Genomic DNA, 22,221 nt, shown 5'->3' with positions numbered 1-22,221 from the left:
CATGGATCGACGACCCCATTCCCAGGCGAAGGTGGTGCAGATGACCGACAGGCTGATCGACGAGATCGTGGATTTCTGGTTCGACGAGGCGATGAAGCCCTACTGGTTCCGCCAGTCCGACAGTTTCGACCGGACGGTGCGCGACACGCTGCTTCCCCACCACGAGGCGGCGGCGGAGGGCCGGTACGATCACTGGCTGGAGGATGTGGACGGCTGTCTGGCGCTCTGCGTCCTGCTCGATCAGGTGCCGCGCAACGTCTTCCGCGGTTCGCCGCGGGCCTTCGCGACCGACGGCAAGGCGCTGGCGGTGGCCCGCCATGTCGTGGAGCAGGGCTACGACCTGGAATGCACCGAGGACGAACGGATCTTCCTCTACCTGCCGTTCGAGCATCAGGAGGACATGGACTGCCAGAATCTGTCCTGCACCCTGTTCCGGGAACGGGTCAGCGATCCGGTGGTCGTGGATTACGCCGAGCGCCACCGCGCGGTCATCGCGCGCTTTGGCCGCTTCCCCCACCGCAACGCGGTCCTCGGCCGCGAGACGACGGCGGAAGAGGCGGCGTTCCTCAAGGAGCCGGGCTCGTCCTTTTGACGGTCCCGCCCTCCGAGGCCCCGGGCTCCAGCCAGCGCCTCAGGGCGGCCAGCAGCTCGGGACGGCGGACCGGTTTGGGCACGTAATCGTTCATGCCGGCGAACACGCATCGGTCGCGGTCCTCGGCGAAGCCGTGGGCGGTGACCGCGATGATCGGCACCGCGGCGCGGGGGCCGGTCATCGCCCGGATGGACCGGGTCGCGGCGATCCCGTCCACCTCCGGCATGGCGACGTCCATCAGGACGGCGTCGTAGGGCGCCTCCGCCATGGCGACGGAGGAGATGGCCTCCGCCCCGCCGTCCGCCGTGTCCACGGTGAAGCCGACCTTGCGCATCAGCGCTGCGGTCAGCAGCCGGTTGGTCGGGCTGTCGTCCACCACCAGAAGACGCCCGCCACGCGCCTGGGCCCAGGCGATCAGCCGGTCTTCCTCCGGCGACAGGGCCATGGTCGAGGATCCCGGAGCGGCGCGCGGCACGGGCTCGGGGTGGGGAGTGTCTTGCGGCTGTCGATGCAGAATGGTGTGGTTCACGACGAGCCTTTGGCATTTTGCAAATCAATTTGCGCCGAACCGCCGCAGACACCCGGTTTCCCGAGGGGGTAAGATGGCCGGCCGATCCCTGCAAAGCAAAGGGTGGGCCAGTTGGTTACGAGATCGAACTTTTCCCGTCGCCCGCAATGGGCGGAACGCGGGAACGCCAGCGTGGAGAGGACCTATGGGATTGGTTGATCGGCTGTGGGTGGCCTTCGCGGCCCTGAACGGTGCGGTTGCGGTGGGGGCCGGGGCCTATGCCAGCCACGGGCTTGCCGGAGACCCGCGCGGGCAGGAGCTGTTCCGGCTGGCCGGGCAATACCAGATGTGGCACGCGCTGGCCCTGGTCGCCCTGGTCGCCCTGCTGCGCACCGCCGACGGCCCGGCGCGTCTGGCGCTGCGCCTGTCGGGATGGCTGTTCGTGGCCGGGATCCTGCTTTTCAGCGGAACGCTCTACGCGACCGCCACCAGCGGCCCGCTGCCCTTCGCCATGACGGCGCCGACCGGCGGCAGCGCCTTCATCCTGGGCTGGCTGGTCCTGGCCGTTGCGGTCCTTCTGTTCGGGCGGCGCTTCCTCGGAAGAGCCTGAGCCGAGAGACGAGCCGGCGTTCAGGCCGGGGCGTTGCTCGGCTCCTCGGCGGAGGCCGGCGACCCCTCGTCCTTCTTGCGGGCGACGGGCGTGCAGAACAGCTCATGGAGGGTCGTCATGATGGTCTGCGCCTCGTGCCCGTTCAGCGAGTAATAGATGTTCTGGGCGGCGCGCCGCGTCCGCACCAGCTTGTCGCGGCGCAGGCGGGCCAGATGCTGGGACAGGGCCGACTGGCTGAGGTCGACCAGTTCCTCCAACTCGCCGACCGACTTCTCGCCCTCGGTCAGGTAGCACAGGATGAGCAGGCGGCGCTCGTTGCTCATGGCTTTGAGCAGCGTGCTGGCCCGCCGTGCGTTGCTCTGCAGATCGGCAATGTTCATGAAACGACCGTTTCTGTCGGCGCCAAGCAACAGCGAACCGTTGCGCCCAACCCTTGCGCCGCAGCACCGCCGTTTATCGTTCGTGTTCAATCATATGGAAGAGTGTACCGCGCTGTCTACCCGTGGATGTCCCGTAGTCGAAAGAATGTTCCCCGGCTGATGAAACCACCGTTCAACGGGTTGAGGGGCGCGCGTCGCCGTTCTAGACTCGCCGCCTCGAATTCGTTGCGGCGGTGCCCGAAGGAGTGCAAGGAACGATGGCCGACCAGACGCTCGACGCCAAGGGGCTGCAATGCCCGCTGCCGGTGCTGCGCGCGCGCAAGGCGCTGAAGACGGTGCCGCCCGGATCGACGCTGACCGTCGAGGCGACCGACCCCAGCGCGCCCAAGGACTTCGCCGCCTTCTGCGACGCCACCGGCAACCGGCTGGCCTCCAGCGTGGAGGAGGGCGGCGTCTACCGTTTCGTGATCGAACGCTGCGCCTGACGGCGCCGCAAAACGCGATGGCTTGCACGTTCGCCGCGCAAAAGGGGTGGGGGCGGCGGTTGGGGGATGTGACGATAAGCCCCGCAATCAGCCTGTACTTTCATTAGCGATCCGGGAAGAATGGATGCAGGGAAATGCCTCGAACACGAACGAAAAAGACAGAAAAGCATGTTCACCACCCTGTTCACCCACGCCGCCTGCCTGGACCACGACACAGGGCTGGGCCATCCGGAATGCGCCGACCGGCTTCGCGCGGTGCTGGCGGCTCTTGAGACCGAAGAATTCTACATGCTCGAACGGCAGGAGGCGCCGCTCGCCACCCTCGAGCAGCTCTGCCGCGCGCACCCGCGGGAGCATGTCGAGCGCATCCTGGCCCTGGTGCCGGAGCAGGAGCACGCCGGCATCGACGCCGACACGGTGATGTCCCCCGGTTCGGGCGAGGCCGCGCTGCGCGCCGCCGGTGCGGTGGTCGCGGCGGTGGACGCGGTGGCGTCGGGCCATTCGCGCAACGCCTTCTGCGCCGTGCGCCCGCCGGGGCACCATGCCGAGCATGACAAGGCCATGGGCTTCTGCCTGTTCAACAACGCCGCGGTCGGCGCCTACCACGCGCGGGCGGCGCACGGGCTGCAGCGGGTGGCGGTGATGGATTTCGACGTCCACCACGGCAACGGCACGCAGGACATCTTCCAGCGCGACCCGGACCTTCTCTATTGCTCCACCCACCAGTCGCCGCTCTATCCCGGCACGGGCGACGCGGGGGAGAAGGGCGAGTACGGCAACTGCGTCAACGCGCCGCTCGCCGCCATGTCCGGCTCGCCGGAGTTCCGGCACGCGATGACCCACATCATCCTGCCGGCCATCGACCATTTCAAACCGGACCTGCTGATCATCTCCGCCGGCTTCGACGCCCATTCGCGCGATCCGCTGGCCGGTCTGCACCTGACCGACGACGACTTCGCCTGGGCCACCCGCAAGCTGGGCGATCTGGCCCGCACCCATTGCGGGGCGCGCATCGTGTCGGTGCTGGAGGGCGGCTACAATCTGCGCGCCCTGGCGTCGGCCACCGCGGCGCATGTGCGCGAATTGATGTATTGCTGAGCTTTCCGATTCTTCCGGCCGATTCTTCCGGCTAGGCCCGTGGTGGGAGCGTGATACGCCCGCCGCGGGCCTTGCGCATTTGGGGGCTGAGCCATAATTTCGGTTTTCGGTCCCATCGCGGGCACCCCATCGTATGGATCATTGGCCGGATGGATCATGGCTGACCTCGCTAACATTCCCCCCGACATCGCCGCCCTCAGCTTCGAGGACGCGCTGGCCGAGCTTGAGCGCATCGTGCGTCAGCTCGAAGACGGGCGCGGCAAGCTCGACGACGCGATCTCCTCCTACGAGCGCGGCACCGCGCTGAAGCGGCATTGCGAGGCGAAGCTGCGGGAGGCCCAGGCCAAGATCGACCGCATCACCGTTGCCGCCGACGGCACCCTCGGCACCGAACCCGCCCGGATCGACTGACGTGCAGACCGACCTCAAGACAGCCATGGCCGACATGGCGGCGGATGTGGAGCGTGCGATCCTGCACCTCCTGCCGACCACCGACCTCCCCGAATCGCGTGTGCTGGAGGCGATGCGCTACGGCTGCCTGAACGGCGGCAAGCGGCTGCGTCCCTTCCTGGTCTGCCAGTCGGCGGCGCTGTTCGGCGTCAACCCGGACTGCGCGCTGCGCGTCGCCGTGGCCGTGGAGTTCGTCCACAGCTATTCGCTGGTCCACGACGACCTGCCGGCGATGGACGACGGCGACCTGCGCCGCGGCCAGCCGACCGTGCACCGCAAGTTCGACGAGGCGACCGCCATCCTGGCCGGCGACGGGTTGCTGACCTACGCCTTCGAGGTGCTGGCCGACCCGGCGACCCACGAGGACCCGAACGTGCGCTGCCAGCTCGTGGCGGCGCTGGCCAAGGCGGCCGGGCCGCACGGCATGGTCGGCGGCCAGATGCTCGACCTGATCGCCGAGCATGAGACCTTCGACCTCGGCACCACGACGCGGCTCCAGCGCATGAAGACCGGCGACATGATCGCCTTCTCCTGCGAGGCCGGCGGCATCCTGGGCAAGGCCCCGCCGCCGCAGCGCCACGCGCTGCGCGCCTACGCCCACGACCTCGGGCTGGCCTTCCAGATCGTCGACGACCTGCTGGACGTGGAAGGCACGGAGGCGGAGACCGGCAAATCGGTCGGGCGCGACGCCGAGGCCGGGAAATCGACCTTCGTGTCCATCCTCGGGCGGGACCGCGCCCGCTCGCAGGCCGCGATGCTGGCCGTCCAGGCCAAGGCGCACCTGGAGATCTTCGATGGGCGCGCCGATATCCTCAAAGCGGTCGCCGACTTCGTCGTCGCGCGGCGGACCTGAACGGAGGACGTTTCGAACGTGACCCCCAACGACAAGACGCCGCTTCTCGACCTCGTCCGCACCCCCGCCGATCTGCGGACGCTCAAGCCCGAACAGCTCCGGCAGGTGGCCGACGAGCTGCGGACGGAAACCATCAGCGCGGTGTCGGTGACCGGCGGGCATCTGGGCGCCGGGCTGGGGGTGGTCGAACTGACCGTCGCCCTGCATTACGTGTTCCAGACCCCGGCCGACCGGCTGATCTGGGACGTCGGGCACCAGTGCTACCCGCACAAGATCCTGACCGGCCGCCGCGACCGCATCCGCACCCTGCGCACCGGCGGCGGGCTGTCGGGCTTCACCAACCGGTCGGAGAGCGAGTACGACCCGTTCGGCGCCGGCCACAGCTCCACCTCCATCTCGGCGGGGCTGGGCATGGCGGTGGCGCGCGACCAGCTGGGCCGCGACAACCATGTGATCGCCGTGATCGGCGACGGCGCGATGAGCGCCGGCATGGCCTATGAGGCGATGAACAACGCGGGCTCGGCGAACAGCAAGCTGATCGTCATCCTGAACGACAACGACATGTCCATCGCTCCGCCGGTCGGCGCGATGAGCGCGTACCTGTCGCGGCTGATCTCGTCGAAGCCCTATCTCAGCCTGCGCCATCTGGCCAAGGACATCGCGGAGCAGTTGCCGCGGCCGCTGCGCACGGCGGCGCGCCGGGCGGAGGAATACGCCCGCGGCATGGTCACCGGCGGCACGCTGTTCGAAGAGATGGGCTTCTACTACATCGGCCCGATCGACGGGCACAATCTCGACCATCTGCTGCCGGTCCTGCAGAATGTCCGCGACGCCGAGGACGACAAGCCCGTCCTGATCCACGTCGTCACGAAGAAGGGCAAGGGCTACGGCCCCGCCGAGGCGTCGGCCGACAAGCTGCACGCGGTGGCCAAGTTCGACGTCGTCACCGGCGCCCAGTCCAAGCCCAAGTCCAACGCTCCGACCTACACCCGCGTCTTCGCCAACGCCCTGATCGCCGAGGCCGAGCGCGACCCCAGCGTCCTCGGCATCACCGCGGCCATGCCGTCGGGCACCGGGCTGGACCTGTTCGGCCAGCGTTTCCCCGACCGCTGCTTCGACGTCGGCATCGCCGAGCAGCACGCCGTGACCTTCGCCGCCGGGCTGGCGACGGAGGGCTTCAAGCCCTTCTGCGCGATCTACTCGACCTTCCTGCAGCGCGCCTACGACCAGGTGGTGCACGACGTGGTGCTGCAGCGCCTGCCGGTGCGCTTCGCGCTCGACCGCGCCGGTCTGGTCGGGGCGGACGGGGCGACCCACGCCGGTGCCTTCGACGTCGCCTATCTCGGCTGCCTGCCCGACATCGTGCTGATGGCGGCGGCGGACGAGCTGGAGCTGATGAACATGGTGGCGACCAGCGCCACCATCGACGACCGCGCCTCGGCGCTGCGCTACCCGCGCGGCGAGGGTGTCGGGCTGGAACTGCCGGAGCGCGGCGAGGTGCTGCCCATCGGCAAGGGCCGCATCCTTCAGGAAGGCACCAAGGTGGCGATCCTCAGCTACGGCACGCGCCTGGCCGAGGCGCGCAAGGCGGCGGCGGAACTGGGCGCGCGCGGCCTGTCGACGACGGTGGCCGACGCCCGCTTCGCCAAGCCGCTGGACGAGGAGCTGGTGCGGCGTCTGGCGCTGGAGCACGAGGTGCTGATCACCATCGAGGAGGGGGCGGTCGGCGGGTTCGGCAGCTTCGTGCTGCAGCACCTCGCGATGACCGGTCTGCTGGACGGCGGCTTGAAGATCCGCCCGATGGTCCTGCCCGACCGCTTCCTCGACCATGACAGCCCGGCCAAGCAGTATGAGGAGGCCGGTCTCGCCGCCCGCCACATCGTCGCCACCGCCTTGCAGGCGCTGGGAATCGAGGCGGCGGCGGTGCGGGCCTGACTCCGGACGGAAAGCGCCGCCCGTTGACCCCGGATGGCAAACCCTGGACGAAGGGGCTAATGCCATTAGCCTAAGGTTAGGCGGGGCGCTTTCTCTGGTGCGGCTGGGACCACTGTCTTACAATTCGAAAACAATAGATAATTAACGTATCCGGCGGGACTGGGTGTTGTCGAACATGCCTCAGGTGTTTGCAGCGGGTGCAGGGCGCGCATCCGACGAAAACGGCGCTTCGGCTCAGGATGGTCCGGGGATGTTCCGGTCCATCGTTGAGTTGTCTCCGACGCCCACCGCGGTGGTCGACGGGGCGTCCTTTCGTTGTCTTTACGCCAACGCGACCATGCGCGCCCTGGGCTTCGAAACGGGGCATTCCCTCACGGACCGTTTCCCGGAGGCCTCCGCCGAGCGCGTCGCCGAGGCGCTGGGCAACGGTGAGGGCGCGCGTCTGCGGGTCACCGGTCCGGACGAGGTGTCCTGGGACCTGGGTCTGGCCGCGCTCGATGGCGGTCCATCGCTGCTGGTCACGCTGCGCCCCGCCGAATCCGAATCGACCGAGACCGCCCACCACCATGCGCGGGAGGTCAGCCACCGGGTCAAGAACACGCTCCAGCTGGTGTCCAGCCTGCTGACGCTCCAGACGCTGTCGGCCAAGGACCCGGACATGCGCCGCGCCTTCCAGGAGGCGTGCAGCCGCATCGGCACGGTGACCCAGGCGCACCAGCGGGTCCACGCCGCCTCCCGCGGCAGCCTCGTCGATTTCGGAGCCTATCTGAGCGACGCCTGTCGGGAAATGGAAAGCCACTTCGCGGTGGGGGGGCCGGAACGGCGCATCGCCGTGACGGTGGAACAGGCGATGCTGCCAGTGGATTCGGTGATTCCGCTGGCGCTCATCGTGAATGAGCTGGTCGGCAACGCGACCAAATACGCCTACGCGGCGGGCAGCCCGGGGGACATCGAGGTCAGCCTCGTGCCGCGCGACGAGGGTGGCCGCCGCCTGACCGTCGCCGACCATGGGCGCGGCCTGCCGCCGGGCTTCGAGGTCGCGCGCGCCGACTCGCTGGGCATGAAGGTGGCGCGGGCCTTCGCCGGCCAATTGAAGGGGAAGCTGCGCGCGGAGTCGAACGGTCCCGGCGCGCGCTTCGTTCTCGACCTTCCTTTCTGACGTTCCGTCGTCGGTGACGCGTCATCGCCTCTTGCCGAACGCCGCGTCCTGGGCCATGCATCCACCCTCGTCGACGGGGGAGGTCTGAGATGGCGCGGGTGCGTGCGGATGTGGCGCTGGTGGAGCGCGGACTGGCCGAAAGCCGGGCCAAGGCGCAGGCGCTGATCCTGGCCGGGCTGGTCTATTCCAACACCAAGCGCATCGACAAGGCCGGCGATGCGATCGCCGAGGACGCCCCGCTGTCGGTGAAGGGGCAGGACCATCCCTGGGTGTCGCGCGGCGGGCTGAAGCTGGTCAAGGGGCTGGACGTTTTCGGCATCGATCCCACCGGATTGACCGCCGTCGATGTCGGCGCCTCGACCGGCGGCTTCACCGACGTGCTGCTGACCCGCGGCGCCGCCAAGGTCTACGCGGTGGACGTCGGGCACGGCCAATTGGCCTGGAAGCTGCGCAACGACCCGCGCGTCGTGGTTCTGGAAAAGACCAACGCCCGTCACCTGACCAGCGCCGAGATTCCCGATCCCGTGGACATCGTGGTGTGCGACGCCAGCTTCATCGGGCTGGAGGTCGTGCTTCCCGCCGCCCTCGCCCTGACCGTGCCGGGCGGACGGCTCGTCGCCCTCATCAAGCCGCAGTTCGAGGTCGGCAAGGGCCGCGTCGGCAAGGGCGGGGTGGTGCGCGAGCCGGAACTGCACCAGGAGGTTTGCGACCGCATCCGCGGGTGGCTCGATGCCTTGCCGGGGTGGCGCGTGCTGGACATCACCGAAAGCCCGATCACCGGCCCCGAAGGGAACAAGGAGTTCCTGATCGGAGCGGTGAAGGATCTCTGAATGGAACCGTAAAGTGTTACGAGAGCACCCATAAACCGCACTCCGCGGAACCATAAATTGGTCCGCCACAACCGCGCGCCAAGATCACCGACCAGGATGCTGGGCGGCTGTAAAACAGCATCCAATGAACAACTTTCCTTGTGAAATATGATGCGCCTTCTGCGTGTTGTGGCTGCTTGGCCAACGCTCGCTTTTGGATGGCTTTCATGGACAGGAAGGGTAGGTTTCGTGACGGTTGAGGACTAATACCGCCGAGCTTAAGCATTGACACATGGGAGCCACGGATAGCTGGTGAGGGAGCGTAGGCACTCCGGTGTGGCAGTGAGGGCGTTCCAGGCGTCACAGCAGGCCTGGACGACGGCGTCGTAGTCGTCCAGGAGCCGGTGGGATAGAAAGCGCTCGCGCAGGTACAGCCAGACGCGCTCGACGGGGTTTAACTCCGGACTGTAGGGCGGCAGCGGCACCAGCGTGATGTTGTCTGGCACGACCAGCGTCCGCGATCCATGCCAGCCGGCCTAGGTCCTGTTCTCAAACCCTGAGCCATAGTCGGATAGCCCCGATGTGGACCATGGCGAGGTAGTTGGCGGCGAGTTTCTCGTATCGGGTGGCGATGCGACGGAACTGTTTGAGGCGGTTGATCAGGCGCTCGATGGCGTTGCGGGAGCGATAGGCGGCCCAATCCACCAGAGCACAGGGCTTCTGGCTGGAGGGCTGTGGGATCACCGCCCCGATCCCGCGCCGACGCAGGTAGCGGCGGATGGCTTGGCTGGAGTAGGCGCGGTCAGCGACCACGCGCTCGGGTCTTTCCCGCGGTCGTCCACCTGCCACTCGGCGCACTGCGACCGCCTCCATCAGCACCGTCAACGCGCTCTGGTCGGCGGCTTGACCGGGGCTCAGCACGAAAGCGAGCGGTTGGCCGTGGCGGTCGGCGCGCAGGTGGATCTTGGTTGAGAAGCCGCCGCGCGAGCGGCCAAGCGCTTGGTTCAACTGCCCCCTTTTGCGCCGGCGGCGTGCTGGTGGGCGCGGACCACTGTGCTGTCGACTTGGTGCAGGCTCCAGTCCAACTTGCCGGCCTCATCCGCCTCGGCCTGAACCAGTTCCAACACGCGCTCCCATACCCCGGCCTTGCGCCAGCGGTAGAAGCGGTTGGCCGCCGTCTGCCAGGGACCGTACTCGGCCGGAAGATCGCGCCAGGGCGAGCCGGTGCGGTTCACCCACAGGATCGCCCGCACGGTGCGCTCCAGGTCCCGCGCCGGCCGGCCCGTCCACGGGCGTTCCGGCGGAAGCAACTCCAGCAAATGCTGAAGCTGCTCATCGCTCAGTTCAGATCGTGCCATCCCCCTTCAACAGGGCACAGCCAAACCCTCACAGCCTTTGAGAACAGAACCTAGTCGAGCACGAGCACCGCCTGGACGTCCGGTTCCAGGCTTCGGGAGAAGCCGTCCAGGAACAGGCTCATGGCGGTGGTGGAGACGGTCGGCATGACCAGCGCGAAGTCGGCGCCGCTGGCCGGGCAGACGGCGGCGTAGAGGTAGGCCGAGGTGAAGCGCTTGTCGCACAGCCCGACCGGACGCTGCCCGCGCTCCCACCAGCGCTGCGCGGTGCGGCCCTTCTGGCCAATGCGGGCTTCATCCTGAAACCAGAGCTGGAGGCGACGCTCCGGATGCGCGGCGGCCGCGGCCTTCAGCGCTTCGCGCAGCCCCTTTTTTGGAAGGCGGCCTGGGCCTTGGCGTCGGACTGCGGATGGCGGGGCCGCGTCTTCTGCTTCGACAGGTTCAGCCGACGCACGATGCGCGATAGACTGGCCGGATGCAGCGTCTTGGCGAAGCGTTCGGCGATCACCTCGCACAGGATCGGCAGGGTCCATTCCACGCAGCCGTGCCGTCTCGGATCGGGGCCGGCCAGGATGATGGCCTTGAGCGTCGCCTGTTCGCCCTCGCTCAGCCATTCCGGCCGGCCGGGCAGCGGACGATCATAGAGCCCGGCGACGCCTTCGGCGTTGTAACGCACTACCGCATCGCGCAGGGCTTGGCGGTCCATGCCGGCCAGCCGCGCCGCTTCCGCCCGGCTCACCCCGTCGAGCGCATGGGCGATGGCGAACATGCGTGCTGCCACCCGCCCTTTGCCCTCCCGCCGCGCCAGAGCACGCAATTCGCTGGCGCTCACGTCTTCCCGGATCGGCAACGCCGCTGGCATTCGCTCCTCCCCATCGCGATGGGGAATCGAATCACGGATTGCCGGCCTTGGGAATCCCTCTCAGTGAGTCCGTGGCTCCGCTCGCCGGTATCACATCCCGGACAATTTGCACACTTTCGTGTAGTGATCCCAGGGTGTCATGATATGCAAGTGAACATCCAGGTATGAATTATCCAGATAATTACGTTGCAGGCACCGACCGGCGGGAACCTCGAAGGAGCCTACGACCAGAGCGGAATGAGCCGATGACCGACACGCCACAAGTGAGCAATGCCTTCCAAACGTTCATGAAAGAAGCACCGGCCTACCAGCAGGCGTGGCTCGAAGCGGTGAAAAAGCTGGGAGTAGCCTCCGCCCTGGACGCCAAAACCGCTGAACTCGTCTACATCGGAATTTTGGCCGCTACCCGTCTCGAGAGCGGTCTGCCTTTCCATGTCGCCGACGCCAAGCGTTTGGGCGCCACGCGCGATGAGGTCGTCAGTGCCGTGCTGGCGGGTCTTCCCGCGGTCGGCAACGCCGTGATTCAGGCTCTGCCGGTAGCGCTAGCAGCTTACGACCGCAGCTAAGGAGACCCGTTGCGGATGGGACTGAGATGGCCCCCGTTTCCCGGACAGATTTGCGGCTGAAATAAGCTTGGTTCAGGCTCGTGTCATGCCGCCAATCTGATCCGGTCCGATGTGCCTTGATAGGCCTCGTCCGGGGTTTTGCCGCCGAGCGCCGAGTGCGGGCGGTCGGCGTTGTAGTAATCGATCCAGCGGCCGATCCCGGCCCTGGCCTCGCTGCCGGTTTCGAAGGCGTGGAGGTAGACGCACTCGTATTTCATCGATCGCCATAGCCGCTCGATGAAGACGTTGTCCATCCACCGGCCGCGCCCGTCCATCGACACCCGAATGCCGGCCGCGGTCAAGAGCCCGGTGAAGCGTGGGCTGGTGAACTGGCTGCCCTGATCGGTGTTGAAGATGTCCGGCCGGCCGTGCCGCGCCATCGCCTCCTCCACGGCCTCGATGCAGAACTCCACGTCCATGGTGTTCGACAGCCGCCACGCCAGCACCCGGCGTGATGCCCAGTCCATTACAGCGACCAGGTACAGGAAGCCGCGGCGCATGGGGAGGTACGTGATATCGCTGCACCACACCTGGTCGGGGCGGTCGATGGACAGGTCGCGCAGCAGGTACGGCCAGATCTTGTGCTCCGGATGCCGCATCGTCGTCTTCGGACGCTGGTAGACCGCCTGCAAGCCCATCCGCGCATCAGGCGGCGAACCCGCTTGCGGTTGATCTCATGGCCGTGCCGGCGCAGATGCCGGGTCATCTGCCGGCTGCCGTACCAGGGCGTTTCCAGGAACTGCTCGTCGATCAACCGCATCAGCTCCAGGTTCGCGGCCGGTTCGCCCTTGGCTGGCCCGTAGTAGCTGGAGCGGCTGATCGAAACCAGCTCGCACTGCCGGGTGATCGACAGCTGCGGATGCTCCGGCTCGATCAACTCCCGCCTCCGGTCGACGCTCATCGACCGGAGGCCTTGCGCAAAAAAATCGCGTTCCACGACCAACTGGCCGATCATCGCGTGCAGCTTTTCCACCTCGCCCTGATGGCTGGCTTCGGCGACTTCCGCCTTGTCGGAGAACACCCCGGCCATCCCCTCGATGGCCTGCTTCTTCCAGGCGTTGATCAGCGTCTGGTGCACCCCGTGCTTCGCGACAAGCTGCGAAACCGTCAGCTCGCCCCGGATCGCCTCCAGCGCCACCTTCGCCTTGAACTCCGCCGAATACCGTTTCCGTTTTCCCGTCATCGGGTCCGTCCTTCTTCCTGGGCGAACCAAGCTTATCCGACTGTCCGGGAAACGGGGACCATCTCAGTCGAATGGACGCAAAGGGCGCCGGGACGGTGGCGCGCGGTGTACGGCGAGTGGACGCTTCAAGTCGCCAAGGCCGACGACGTCGGTTTCATTTGGGAGGCGGCCGGCGGCGATTTTTATTTCGACGGCGGGGCGGACACTTGGGACGGCGCTTGTCGGGCGGCGACCAAGGCCGCCGGCTTGGTATCGTGAAAGGGCGGGGCATGGTCATCCGCCCAAGTCGTTGAAAAACCTTGTGATAGTTTTTCCCTGACCTGTCGTGAAAGGGCGCGCATCAGACAAGGGCTGAGTTCACTCGGGCAACCCAGCCAGTCTCAGTCCCTCCGCAAACCGCGTGAGATCCTCGGGACGGTGGATCGGCAGCCACTCCCTGAGAGTGGAGACACGCAAGGACGGGTCGAGCGCGCGCAATTGTTGCATCGTCTGCCGCGCGTCCTCGGTCCGCCCGGCGAGCGCGTGACTCGCCGCCGTCAGGGCGATGGCGACCAGGAGGCTGGGCAGGTTCCCCAACGCCTTGTCCGCGCAGGCCACGGCGCAATCGTAGCGCCCGGCGAAGAAATGCGCGAGCGCCGTCCCCGCCTGCATTCGGAACATCTCCGGGTCCAGCGGGCTCAGGCGGGCGGCATGGGCGAAATGCTCGCTCGCGCTTTCCGTTTCACCGCGGAAGGCGCGCAGGTAGCCGCCGAGGAACCAGGCGGGGGCGAAATTGGGGTTGAGCAGCACGGCCCGGTCGATGAGCGCGATGCCGCCATCGAGATCGCCGACGAAGTGACCAAGCGCGTGCCCGGCTCTCGTCAGCGCCACCGCGTCGTCGCGGCCGAACTCCACCGCCAGCCGCGCCAGCCGTACTCCTTCAGCGATCTCCCGGGGGCGGTCGGTCATCCAGCCGTTCACCTTGCGCCAGAGATGGCACCAGGCCGCCCCGCCATAGGCCGATGCGAATTCCGGGTCGAGGTCCGTCGCCTTGTGGAACAGGGGCAGCGCCGCGTCGATCGCCTCGCGGGTTCCGCTGTGCAGCTTCGCCATGCCGCGGAGATAGTAATCGTAGGCGTCCAGGCTTTCCGTCGGCTTGCGCTTGGCGCGCTCGATCTCCGCCCGCTCGAGCTGCGGCGCAATCGCGCCGACGACGCTTTCGGCGATCCGGTCCTGCAGCTCGAAAAGGTCGTCGAGCATGCCTTCGAAGCGCTCGGCCCAGAGATGCGTCCCGCTCGTCGCGTCGATGAGCTGCCCGGTGATGCGCACCCTGTTCCCGGCCTTGCGGACGCTGCCTTCGAGCACGTAGCGGACGCCCAACTCGCGGCCGATGTCCGTCACATCCACCGCCCGGCCCTTGTAGGCAAAGCTCGAGTTGCGCGCGATGACGAACAGCCAGCGGATGCGCGACAGGGCGGCGATGATGTCCTCCACCACGCCGTCGGCGAAATAGTCCTGCTCCGGGTCGCCGCTCAGGTTCTGGAATGGCAGCACGGTGATCGAGGGCTTGCCCGGCAGGACCGGCCCGGACGGCGTCTCCTTGCCTTCGCTGGAGGCGCGGCTGGCGATACCTGACCCGCCGGGCTGCGGCGTCTCCCTGATCGCGCCGACCTCGGTCGCCCCGACGTCAATCGCGCCGACCTCGATCACGCCGACGAAGCGGAATCCTTTGCGGGGGACCGTGCGGACCAAGCGCTGCTCCCCGCCGCTGTCGCCGATGGCCTTGCGAACCGCGTTGATGTGGCTGGTGATGGTCGATTCCGAGACGATCCGTCCGTTCCACACCGCCTCCAGCAAGTCGTCCTTGCTGACGACGCGGTCATGGTTGCGGACGAGATGCAGCAGCAGGTCGAAGACCTGCGGGCCAACGCCCACGACCTGTCCGCGCAGGGTCAGTTCCCGACGCTCCTGATCGAGCACACACTCTCCGAAACGGAACTGCAAGGCCTGCACCTCCCTGGACCGAGCGTCCTCGCCTCCCTGTCCGGGGCGACGGGCGAACGATGTGCGCCCTTGATAGCACGGCGGCGCGTTGCCGGCTGCACCGTTCGCCTCGAGGCACGGCGCGCCGTATGGCTTCCTTGGACGGAAATCCAAGCGTCCTTGGAGGGCAATTCAATCCCGCCGCAAGGACTTCCCCGGCGTGCGCGGGCACTCTCCCTTCCATCGACGGCGCTGGTTTCCGTCGAGAAGCGGAGAGCCCCATGAAGATCGTCGTCATCGGAGGCACCGGCCTCATCGGATCGAAGCTGGTGCAGACCCTCCGCGAGCGCGGCCACGATGCGCTCGCAGCCTCGCCAAAGACGGGCGTGAACACCATTACCCGCGAGGGCCTGGCCCAGGCGATCGACGGAGCCGCTGTCGTCGTTGACGTGACGAACGCGCCGGTCTGGGAGGACAAGGCCGTCCTCGATTTCTTTGAGACCTCGGGCCGCAACCTGCTCGCCGCCGAAGCGGCCGCCGGTGTCCGCCACCACGTCGCCCTCTCGATCGTCGGCAGCGAACGGCTTCCCGACAACGGCTACTTCCGGGCGAAGGTCGCCCAGGAATGCCTCATCAAGGCGTCCGGCATTCCCCACACCATCCTGCGCGCCACGCAGTTCTTCGAATTCGTCGGCGGGATCGCGCAGTCGGCCACGGTCGGCGGGGAAATCCGCCTGTCGCCGGCGCTGATCCAGCCGATCGCCTCCGACGACGTGGTGGCGGCCCTCGCCGAGGTCGCGCTCGCGTCGCCGGTCAACGGCACACTCGAAGTCGCCGGTCCAGAGGCGATCCCACTCGACGAGCTGGTCCGGCGCTTCCTGCAGGCGACGAAAGACACGCGCAAGGTCGTGCCGGACATCCACGCGCGCTACTTCGGCGACGTTCTCAACGATCAATCGCTGACCCCCGGCCGGAATCCCCGCCTCGGCGCCATCCGGTTCGAGGACTGGCTCGGCCGGCAAACCGCGCGCTGAGGGGCTTCGAAGACACCCGGCGGCGGCTATGGGCCGGCGACGCGGGAACCGCAATCAGATGTTGTCAGGAAAGGCAAAGAACATGGCACGCTTGGCTTGGTACGAGGTTGCGCCCGACGGCGCGAAGGCTCTCTTCGGCGTCCATCATTACGTCACGAAGAGCACCAACCTGCCCGAGGAACTCATCCACCTCGTGTTCCTCAGGGTCTCGCAGATCAACGGCTGCGCTCACTGCATCGATCTGCACAGCCGCGATCTCCGGAAGACCATGTCGATCGACAAAGTCACGCTGGTGCCGGTGTGGGAGGAGGTCCCGCACCTGTTCTCCGACACGGAGCGCGCGGCCCTGGCCTGGGCCGAGGAGGTGACCCGCGTCAGCGAAACCCACGCGTCCGACGCCGCCTATGCGGCGGCATCGGCGGCGTTCGAGCCGAAGGATCTGGTCGATCTCACCATCGCCATCGCTGCGATGAACGCCTTCAACCGGCTGGGTGCCCCCTTCCGTCTCCCGGTGGCCGCCAAGGCCTGAGATGGGAGCGGTGGCGTGGCGATTAGCGGCGTCGCTGGGAAACCCCCAACAGGGAACGAGGGAATGGACACGCTCGAGAACAGGGGGGCCGTCGTCGCCGGCACGAACGTCATCGGCGAACGCTCCGCGGTCGGCGCCGCCGCGGCGCCCCCCAGCAAAAGAAGGGCGGTCGGCGTGCTGCTGTGCCTCGGCGCCGTCGTGGTCGCGGCGGGTGGGTGGAACTGGGCCCGTTCAAACGGCGGGACGGCGACCGACAATGCCTATGTCCGCGGCGACGTGACCTCGCTCGCCCCGAAGGTCGCCGGCTATGTCACGGCCGTCGAGGTCGAGGACAACCAAACCGTCGGAGCCGGCGACGTCCTGTTCCGGATCGACGACCGTGATTACCGCGCGCGGCTGGCCCAAGCGGTGGCCAATGTCGAGGCGGCCCAGGCCCGGCTTACGAACGTCGATGCGGAGACCCGGCTACAGCACGTCCTGATCCGGCAGGCCGAAGCCCAGAGACGGTCGGCCGTGGCCGAGATGACTCTCGCGGCCAAGGCCTACGACCGCCGCCGTGAACTGATCCGCGGCAACGCCGTCAGCCAATCCCACCTCGATGAAAGCGACGCGGCGCGTTTGAAAGCGGAGGCGGGCCTGTCGGCCGCCTCCGCGACGGTCGAGGCCCAACAGCAACGCATCGCCATCCTTGCCGCGCAACGCGACGCGGCCGTTGCCGCCCTGGCGCAGGCCCAGGCCGCGCGCGACCTCGCCCAGATCGATCTCGAGAGCACCGTGGTGCGCGCGCCGGTCGGCGGCGCCGTCGGCAACCGCCAGGTCCGCGTCGGCCGCTTCGTCGCGCCGGGCGCCTCACTGCTCGACATCGTTCCGGTCAACGATGTGTGGGTGGTGGCGAACTACAAGGAAACCCAGCTCGAACACATCCGGCCCGGCCAACGCGCCCGCGTCACCGTCGATGGTTATCCGGACGGGACGCTTGACGGCGTGGTCGACAGCCTTGCACCCGGCAGCGGGTCCGCCTTCAGTCTACTGCCCGCGGACAACGCGACCGGGAACTTCGTTCGCGTCGTCCAGCGCGTACCGGTGAAGATCCGGCTTGTCGACAACCCGTTGCCCGGCCGCCTCGTGCCCGGCCTGTCGGCGCGTGTCGAGATCGTCCAGCGAGGCGACCAATGACCACCGCCCCTACCGCCACGCCGGGCCGCAACGGGGCTGCGGCCGAAATCCTCCTCGTCGCCGGCATCCTGCTCGCCACACTGACGGAGGCGGTCGCCGGCACTGTCCTGTCGCTCGGGCGCGGCGACATCATGGGCGACACCCACGCGACCCCCGACGAGTTCGCTTGGCTGGACATCGCATACACCACGCTCAAGCTCATCGGCTTCATGGCCGCCCCCTGGCTGATGACCCGCATCCCTCCGCGCCGCGTGGTCGTCGGCTCGACCCTGGCCATGGGCATGGCGTGCGGCATGGCCGCCGTGACGGATCAACTGGCCCTGCTGGTCGCCCTTCGCACCGTCCAGGGCTTCGCCGGCGGCACCCTGCTTGTGGGTGGGCAGGCAATCCTTTTTCTCGCTTGTCCACAGCCCCGTCAGCCGGTCCTTCAATCCCTGTTCGCCATGGGGGCCGTGGTCGCTCCCGCGACCATCGCCCCTGCCTTTCAGGGGTGGCTGCTCGACAGCCAATCCTGGGCTTGGATCTTCTTCAGCGTCGTTCCACTGGCCTTGGCAGCCGCAGGGCTTCTGCTGATCGCCGACGGACCGATGCCCGCCGCAACCGCGCCTCGTCCTTTTGACGGGCTCGGCTTCGCCCTGATCGCCGTCACGTTCTTCTGCATCACCTGCGTCCTCAGCCAGGGCAGCCGGTGGGACTGGTTCGAGGAGCCCCGCGTCGTGTGGCTGACCGTGACCGGCGCAGCCGCTCTGCTGGTCTTTCTCGGCCAACAGGCGTTGACGAAGGGCCAGGGCCTGCTTGACGTCTCCCCGTTCGAATCGGACGCCTTTTCCTTCGCCTTCATCGTCAGCTTCGTCGCCGGCGCCGCTCTGTTCGGAAGCGCGTTCCTGATTCCGTCGTTCGCCCTGTCCGTCCTCGCCTTCACGCCCACCGAGGCCGGCCTGCTGCTGTTGCCGAGCGGCGCGCTTTTCATCGGCTCGCTCCTGATGGCCGCCTTTCTGATTCAGGTGCGCCGCGTCCCTCCGTTCGCCACGGTGCCCTTCGGCATCCTGACCATAACGGGCGCCATGTGGATGCTGTCCGGCTCGACCGCCGAGAGTGGTGCTGACGACATGATGGCGGCGATCCTGCTGCGCGGTCTGGGCCTCGGCTTGCTGTTCCTGTCGATCACCCTGATCGCTTTCGGCACCCTCGACCGCCGGAGTCTGGCGGCCGGGATCGGCCTCTTCAACACCGGTCGCCAGCTTGGCGGCCTGATGGGTGTCGCGGCGCTCCAGACTCTGATCGACCATGACATCCCCGCCAACGCCGCGGTCCTCGGCGCCAACGTCACCGCGGGAGGCCCCATGCCCATCGAGCGGCTGATGACCACCGCAGCCACGCTGACGGCGAAGGGGCTGGAGGCGGTGGCCGCGAGCCGGGTCGCGACGAGCCTTCTGGGCCGGACCGTGATGGGTCAGTCCACGGTGATCGCCTTCGACACGGCGTTCACCGCCGTCGCCCTGCTCTTCGTCATTGCCGCTCCCGTGCTGGTCGGCATCAAGATCGGCCTCTCTCGCCGCACGATGGCGCGCTCTCGGCGCAGTTCACGAGGCGCATCATAGAAATGCGCCATCAGCTGCTTTTCAATGTTGATCGCCGCTCGTCGACACAGTGCTGGCAGCTTGGCCGACCGCTTTCGAGGTCGGCCGAGCGCCCGGGGCGGAAGCGAAGCACGCGTTCCAGATGGTGATGGGCATGACCAAAATTGACGTCGCCGCGATCGAGGCGGTTCGCGGCCCTATGTCGGCCCATCAAAGGCTATCCCGGATAATTCACCGGAGCTGAAGCTGGGGCGGCGGGCGCGAGATTAAGCCACTGAACTCGTGTATGATTCTGGTGCTGAAACAGTCTCACCACGGATCAACGGAGTTCACGCCCGCCATGGCCGAGAGTACCGGGGTTCTGCCCGGCTTGTCACCGGTTGCCGGCAAGCCGGTTCACGCCGCCTTCGATGGCGGCCGCCTCACCTCCGACGCCGGCATCCTGCTGCTGGCGGAGATCGACCGGCGGCTCGGGATCTGCGAGCGCTTGGCGGACTGCATCGAGGATACACGCGCTCCCGAGCGCATCCAGCACACGCTGGCCGAGATGATCCGATTCCGCGCGCTTCTGATCGCCGCCGGCTATCCGGATGCCAACGACTGCGATGCCCTGCGCAGCGATTCCGCTTTCAAAATGGCGGTCAGCCGGCTGCCCGAAAGCGGCGCCGATCTGTGCTCCCAACCCACGATCAGCCGGCTGGAGAACCTGCCCGGCCGGCTGGCGCTCAAGCGCATGATGGCGGCCATGGTGGAGCTGTTCTGCGACAGCTTCGCCACGGTGCCGCGGCGCCTCGTGCTTGACATCGACGACACCGAGGACCGCGTCCACGGCGCCCAGCAACTGTCCCTCTTCCACGCCCATTACGACGGGCGCTGCTTCCTGCCGATGCACATCTACGAGGCGACCACCGGCAAGCCGGTGGCGGTCATCCTGCGCCCCGGCAAGAGTAAGCGGAGCGTGATTGCACCGGATCAGGCGTTGACGGCGGGCCTCCAGTTCCAGGGGAGGAGATCGGCGAGGCGGCTGGCGGGATAGCCGTTCACCATGCGCTCCAGGACGTCGCGCAGGTAGGCGAACGGTTCGACAGCGTTGAGCTTGCAGGTCTCAACCAGCGAGGCGATCACCGCCCAGCGATGGCCACCACCCTCGGAGCCGGCGAAGAGGCTATTCTTCCGGCCGAGGGCTACCGGCCTGATGCAGCGCTCCACTGTGTTGGTATCCATCTCCACCCGGCCGTCGCCCAGGTAGACGCACAGCGCCTTCCAGCGACCGAGCGCATAGCGGATCGCCTCGGCCAGCTTGGAGCGGCCCGGCAGGCGGGGAAGTTCGTGCTCCAGCCACGCCTTCAGCTCCGCCACCTGGGAAGCGGCCTCGGCTTGCCAAAGTTGTCGGCGCTCATCGGCCGTGCGGCCGCGGATGCGCTCTTCGATCGCGTAGAGCCGGGCGATGCGGCGCAACGCCTCGGCGGCGATCGGCGAGCCGTTTTCGGCCAAGTCGTAGAAGCGTCGACGCGCATGGCTCCAGCACGCCGCCAGCACGACCCGGTTGCCGGCAGCCAGCCGTTCGAACCCGGCGTAACCGTCCACCTGCAGCACCCCGCGGAACTCCCGCAGGTGGGCGGCTGGGCGTTCGCCTTTGCGATCGCTGGTGTAGGCGTAAATCACCGCTGGCGGGTCCAGCCCCTGCCAGGGCCGGTCATCGCGGGCATAGGCCCACAGCCGTCCGGTCTTCACCCGGCCGGTTCCCGGCGCCAGCGTCGGCATCGGCGTGTCGTAGCTTCGCTGGCCCTGCGGGCTCGGCGAACAGCTTGGCCGAGGCGAACAGGGCCTTGCCCAGTTCCTCATGCAGCGCCTCCAGCCACCAGCACGCCTGTCCCGCCCAGCCCGCCAGAACCGAGCGATCAACGGGGAAGCCGTTGCGGGCCAGGATCTGCGCCTGGCGGTAGAAGGGCAGATGATCGCAGTAGCGGCTGGTGATGACGTGCGCCAGCATCGCCGGCGTCGCCATGCCCTTGGCGATCGGCTTCTCCGGGGCCGGCGCCTGATGCAGCGTGCCGTAGCCGCGGCAGGCGTATTTGGGCCGGCGGATGCGCAGCACCCGCACCTGGGCCGGCACGTAGTCGATCATCCGGGCCACCGTCTCGCCGGCCTCATGCAAAGCCCCGCCGCCGCAGGGGCAAACCCCGGCGCCGGACTCCAGCCCGGGCGGCTCGAGCGTGAGATCGTGATGCGGCAGATCATCGGGCAACTCGCGGCCACGGCTGGGTGGTTCCGCAGGGGCCGACGGTTCCGGTTCAGGGTCAGCGAGTTTGGCCTCGACCCGGGCGATGTCGGCCTCCAACTCCTCCAACCCGAGATCGAGCTGATCGGGATCGAGCCGTTCGGAGCGGCGCCCGAAGACGGTGCGCTGCATCTGCCGGAGCTGCTGACGCAGAGCCTCCAACTCCGCCAGATCGGCTTTCTGGCGCTCCACGACCTCGGCCAAATCGCGCACCATCTGCTGCAGCAGGGCCGGATCAGCGGGCAGGTTGTCGAGGTCGAAGCGCATGGCCGATTGTACCGCAGATCACGGCCCCAAGCCAGCCAAGCCCGCGGTTTTCCTCACCTTTTCCCCCATACATCCCGCTACGGCCGGCCTGGATGCCGACACGGTGTGACGCCAGTCCAGTCCCTCCAGAAGCAGGGACAGTTCCGCCGGCGTCAGCACCACCGTGCCGCCCGGCGTCCGTGTCGTTGGCCAGACAAATCGCCCCTTTTCCAGCCTTTTGGCGAACAGGCACTGGCCGTTCTGATCGGCGTAGAGAATTTTCACGCGCCCGGCACCTTTCCCTCGGAAGATGTAAAGGTGGCCGCAGAACGGGTCCTTGCCGAGGGCCTGCTGCACCAGCAGGGCCAGTCCGTCGAAGCCGCGGCGCATGTCGCAGGGCTCCAGCGCCAGGCAAATGCGCACACCGGCCGGGATCGACAGCATCATGGCCGCTCCAGCACGCTGATCACCCGGCGCAATGCTTCGGCATCGACATCCCGCCCGACCCGCAGCCGCCGTCCGCCGGCCA

22 protein-coding genes and 3 pseudogenes are annotated in these 22,221 nt (G+C 67.7%); 15 read left to right on the top strand and 10 right to left on the bottom strand.

Annotated elements, in window-relative coordinates; genetic code table 11:
- Nucleotides 1-40: 40 nt before the first annotated feature.
- Complete coding sequence (locus TSH58p_RS24050; RefSeq protein WP_109469492.1) at nt 41-592, top strand: DUF924 family protein; 552 nt, start codon at nt 41-43, stop codon at nt 590-592.
- Here TSH58p_RS24050 and TSH58p_RS24045 read toward each other — a convergent pair.
- Nucleotides 567-1,037 carry a response regulator gene (locus tag TSH58p_RS24045; protein ID WP_109469491.1) on the bottom strand — a complete coding sequence of 157 codons (471 nt, stop codon included), beginning with the start codon at nt 1,035-1,037 and terminating at the stop codon, nt 567-569. The two genes, TSH58p_RS24050 and TSH58p_RS24045, sit on opposite strands and share 26 nt — an antisense overlap.
- 268 nt (nt 1,038-1,305) lie before the next feature.
- Between TSH58p_RS24045 and TSH58p_RS24040 the strand changes: the two genes are divergently transcribed.
- Nucleotides 1,306-1,710, top strand: a complete 405-nt coding sequence (locus tag TSH58p_RS24040) for a DUF423 domain-containing protein (RefSeq protein ID WP_109469490.1) — start codon at nt 1,306-1,308, stop codon at nt 1,708-1,710.
- A gap of 20 nt (nt 1,711-1,730) precedes the next feature.
- Here TSH58p_RS24040 and TSH58p_RS24035 read toward each other — a convergent pair whose 3' ends face one another.
- Nucleotides 1,731-2,090: a helix-turn-helix transcriptional regulator gene (locus TSH58p_RS24035; protein WP_109469489.1), complete on the bottom strand. Its 360-nt coding sequence runs from the start codon at nt 2,088-2,090 to the stop codon at nt 1,731-1,733.
- 257 nt (nt 2,091-2,347) lie between these two features.
- Between TSH58p_RS24035 and TSH58p_RS24025 the strand changes: the two genes are divergently transcribed.
- From TSH58p_RS24025 to TSH58p_RS23995, 7 genes are all read left to right on the top strand, one after another.
- Nucleotides 2,348-2,575, top strand: a complete 228-nt coding sequence (locus tag TSH58p_RS24025; RefSeq protein ID WP_109469487.1) for a sulfurtransferase TusA family protein — start codon at nt 2,348-2,350, stop codon at nt 2,573-2,575.
- 168 nt (nt 2,576-2,743) lie between these two features.
- On the top strand, nt 2,744-3,673 hold the full coding sequence (locus tag TSH58p_RS24020; RefSeq protein WP_109469486.1) for a histone deacetylase family protein: 930 nt from the start codon (nt 2,744-2,746) through the stop codon (nt 3,671-3,673).
- Between the two features lie 156 nt (nt 3,674-3,829).
- Nucleotides 3,830-4,084: an exodeoxyribonuclease VII small subunit gene (locus TSH58p_RS24015; protein WP_035676881.1), complete on the top strand. Its 255-nt coding sequence runs from the start codon at nt 3,830-3,832 to the stop codon at nt 4,082-4,084.
- A gap of 25 nt (nt 4,085-4,109) precedes the next feature.
- Nucleotides 4,110-4,976, top strand: a complete 867-nt coding sequence (locus TSH58p_RS24010; protein ID WP_109469610.1) for a polyprenyl synthetase family protein — start codon at nt 4,110-4,112, stop codon at nt 4,974-4,976.
- An 18-nt stretch (nt 4,977-4,994) separates the two neighbouring features.
- Nucleotides 4,995-6,911, top strand: coding sequence for a 1-deoxy-D-xylulose-5-phosphate synthase (gene dxs, locus TSH58p_RS24005; RefSeq protein WP_109469485.1), 1,917 nt, complete (start codon nt 4,995-4,997; stop codon nt 6,909-6,911).
- 250 nt (nt 6,912-7,161) lie between these two features.
- On the top strand, nt 7,162-8,070 hold the full coding sequence (locus TSH58p_RS24000; RefSeq protein WP_109469484.1) for a histidine kinase dimerization/phosphoacceptor domain -containing protein: 909 nt from the start codon (nt 7,162-7,164) through the stop codon (nt 8,068-8,070).
- Between the two features lie 89 nt (nt 8,071-8,159).
- Complete coding sequence (locus tag TSH58p_RS23995; protein ID WP_109469483.1) at nt 8,160-8,900, top strand: TlyA family RNA methyltransferase; 741 nt, start codon at nt 8,160-8,162, stop codon at nt 8,898-8,900.
- Nucleotides 8,901-9,157: 257 nt separating this feature from the next.
- On the opposite strand, the gene TSH58p_RS23990 is transcribed toward TSH58p_RS23995, so the two are convergent.
- The 4 genes and pseudogenes from TSH58p_RS23990 to TSH58p_RS23980 form a co-directional block, all read right to left on the bottom strand.
- Nucleotides 9,158-9,364 (bottom strand): transposase, encoded by a 207-nt coding sequence (locus TSH58p_RS23990; protein ID WP_371732455.1) that lies wholly within the window; start codon nt 9,362-9,364, stop codon nt 9,158-9,160.
- A gap of 64 nt (nt 9,365-9,428) precedes the next feature.
- Nucleotides 9,429-10,237, bottom strand: a pseudogene (locus TSH58p_RS23985) (IS5 family transposase).
- A 50-nt stretch (nt 10,238-10,287) separates the two neighbouring features.
- On the bottom strand, nt 10,288-10,521 hold the full coding sequence (locus TSH58p_RS34735) for a hypothetical protein (RefSeq protein WP_371732454.1): 234 nt from the start codon (nt 10,519-10,521) through the stop codon (nt 10,288-10,290).
- A 62-nt stretch (nt 10,522-10,583) separates the two neighbouring features.
- The gene (locus TSH58p_RS23980) at nt 10,584-11,096 is read right to left on the bottom strand and encodes a winged helix-turn-helix domain-containing protein (protein ID WP_109469481.1); all 513 of its coding nucleotides are present in this window, start codon (nt 11,094-11,096) and stop codon (nt 10,584-10,586) included.
- Nucleotides 11,097-11,341: 245 nt separating this feature from the next.
- On the opposite strand from TSH58p_RS23980, the gene TSH58p_RS23975 reads away from it, so the two are divergent.
- Nucleotides 11,342-11,662, top strand: coding sequence for a carboxymuconolactone decarboxylase family protein (locus tag TSH58p_RS23975; protein ID WP_109469480.1), 321 nt, complete (start codon nt 11,342-11,344; stop codon nt 11,660-11,662).
- Between the two features lie 83 nt (nt 11,663-11,745).
- On the opposite strand, the gene TSH58p_RS23970 is transcribed toward TSH58p_RS23975, so the two are convergent.
- Together TSH58p_RS23970 and TSH58p_RS23965 are read right to left on the bottom strand one after the other, a co-directional pair.
- Nucleotides 11,746-12,884, bottom strand: a protein-coding gene (locus tag TSH58p_RS23970; protein ID WP_109469479.1) for an IS3 family transposase whose coding sequence is annotated in 2 segments (ribosomal slippage) — nt 11,746-12,344 and nt 12,344-12,884 — 1,140 coding nt in all. Because the reading frame shifts where the segments join, the coding sequence is not laid out codon by codon here.
- A gap of 357 nt (nt 12,885-13,241) precedes the next feature.
- Complete coding sequence (locus TSH58p_RS23965) at nt 13,242-14,867, bottom strand: winged helix-turn-helix domain-containing protein (protein ID WP_109469609.1); 1,626 nt, start codon at nt 14,865-14,867, stop codon at nt 13,242-13,244.
- Nucleotides 14,868-15,127: 260 nt separating this feature from the next.
- Between TSH58p_RS23965 and TSH58p_RS23960 the strand changes: the two genes are divergently transcribed.
- The 5 genes and pseudogenes from TSH58p_RS23960 to TSH58p_RS23940 all read left to right on the top strand — a co-directional run.
- Nucleotides 15,128-15,880 carry an SDR family oxidoreductase gene (locus TSH58p_RS23960; protein WP_109469478.1) on the top strand — a complete coding sequence of 251 codons (753 nt, stop codon included), beginning with the start codon at nt 15,128-15,130 and terminating at the stop codon, nt 15,878-15,880.
- Nucleotides 15,881-15,962: 82 nt separating this feature from the next.
- Nucleotides 15,963-16,409 (top strand): carboxymuconolactone decarboxylase family protein, encoded by a 447-nt coding sequence (locus tag TSH58p_RS34730; RefSeq protein ID WP_109469477.1) that lies wholly within the window; start codon nt 15,963-15,965, stop codon nt 16,407-16,409.
- Nucleotides 16,410-16,472: 63 nt separating this feature from the next.
- Nucleotides 16,473-17,585 carry an HlyD family secretion protein gene (locus TSH58p_RS23950; protein WP_109469476.1) on the top strand — a complete coding sequence of 371 codons (1,113 nt, stop codon included), beginning with the start codon at nt 16,473-16,475 and terminating at the stop codon, nt 17,583-17,585.
- Nucleotides 17,582-19,186, top strand: a complete 1,605-nt coding sequence (locus tag TSH58p_RS23945; protein WP_109469475.1) for an MFS transporter — start codon at nt 17,582-17,584, stop codon at nt 19,184-19,186. The genes TSH58p_RS23950 and TSH58p_RS23945 overlap by 4 nt, the downstream gene beginning before the upstream one ends.
- Nucleotides 19,187-19,505: 319 nt before the next feature.
- Nucleotides 19,506-20,114, top strand: a pseudogene (locus TSH58p_RS23940) (transposase); the annotation flags it as partial.
- Between the two features lie 23 nt (nt 20,115-20,137).
- On the opposite strand, the pseudogene TSH58p_RS23935 reads toward TSH58p_RS23940, so the two are convergent.
- Nucleotides 20,138-21,713, bottom strand: a pseudogene (locus TSH58p_RS23935) (IS66 family transposase).
- A gap of 18 nt (nt 21,714-21,731) precedes the next feature.
- Nucleotides 21,732-22,136 carry an IS66 family insertion sequence element accessory protein TnpB gene (tnpB, locus tag TSH58p_RS23930; RefSeq protein WP_204165729.1) on the bottom strand — a complete coding sequence of 135 codons (405 nt, stop codon included), beginning with the start codon at nt 22,134-22,136 and terminating at the stop codon, nt 21,732-21,734.
- Nucleotides 22,137-22,221 lie beyond the last annotated feature (85 nt).

Source organism: Azospirillum sp. TSH58 (assembly GCF_003119115.1).
Lineage (GTDB): Bacteria > Pseudomonadota > Alphaproteobacteria > Azospirillales > Azospirillaceae > Azospirillum.
Note: the sequence above shows the minus strand (reverse complement) of the source record. Positions and strands in the feature narration are given on the sequence as shown.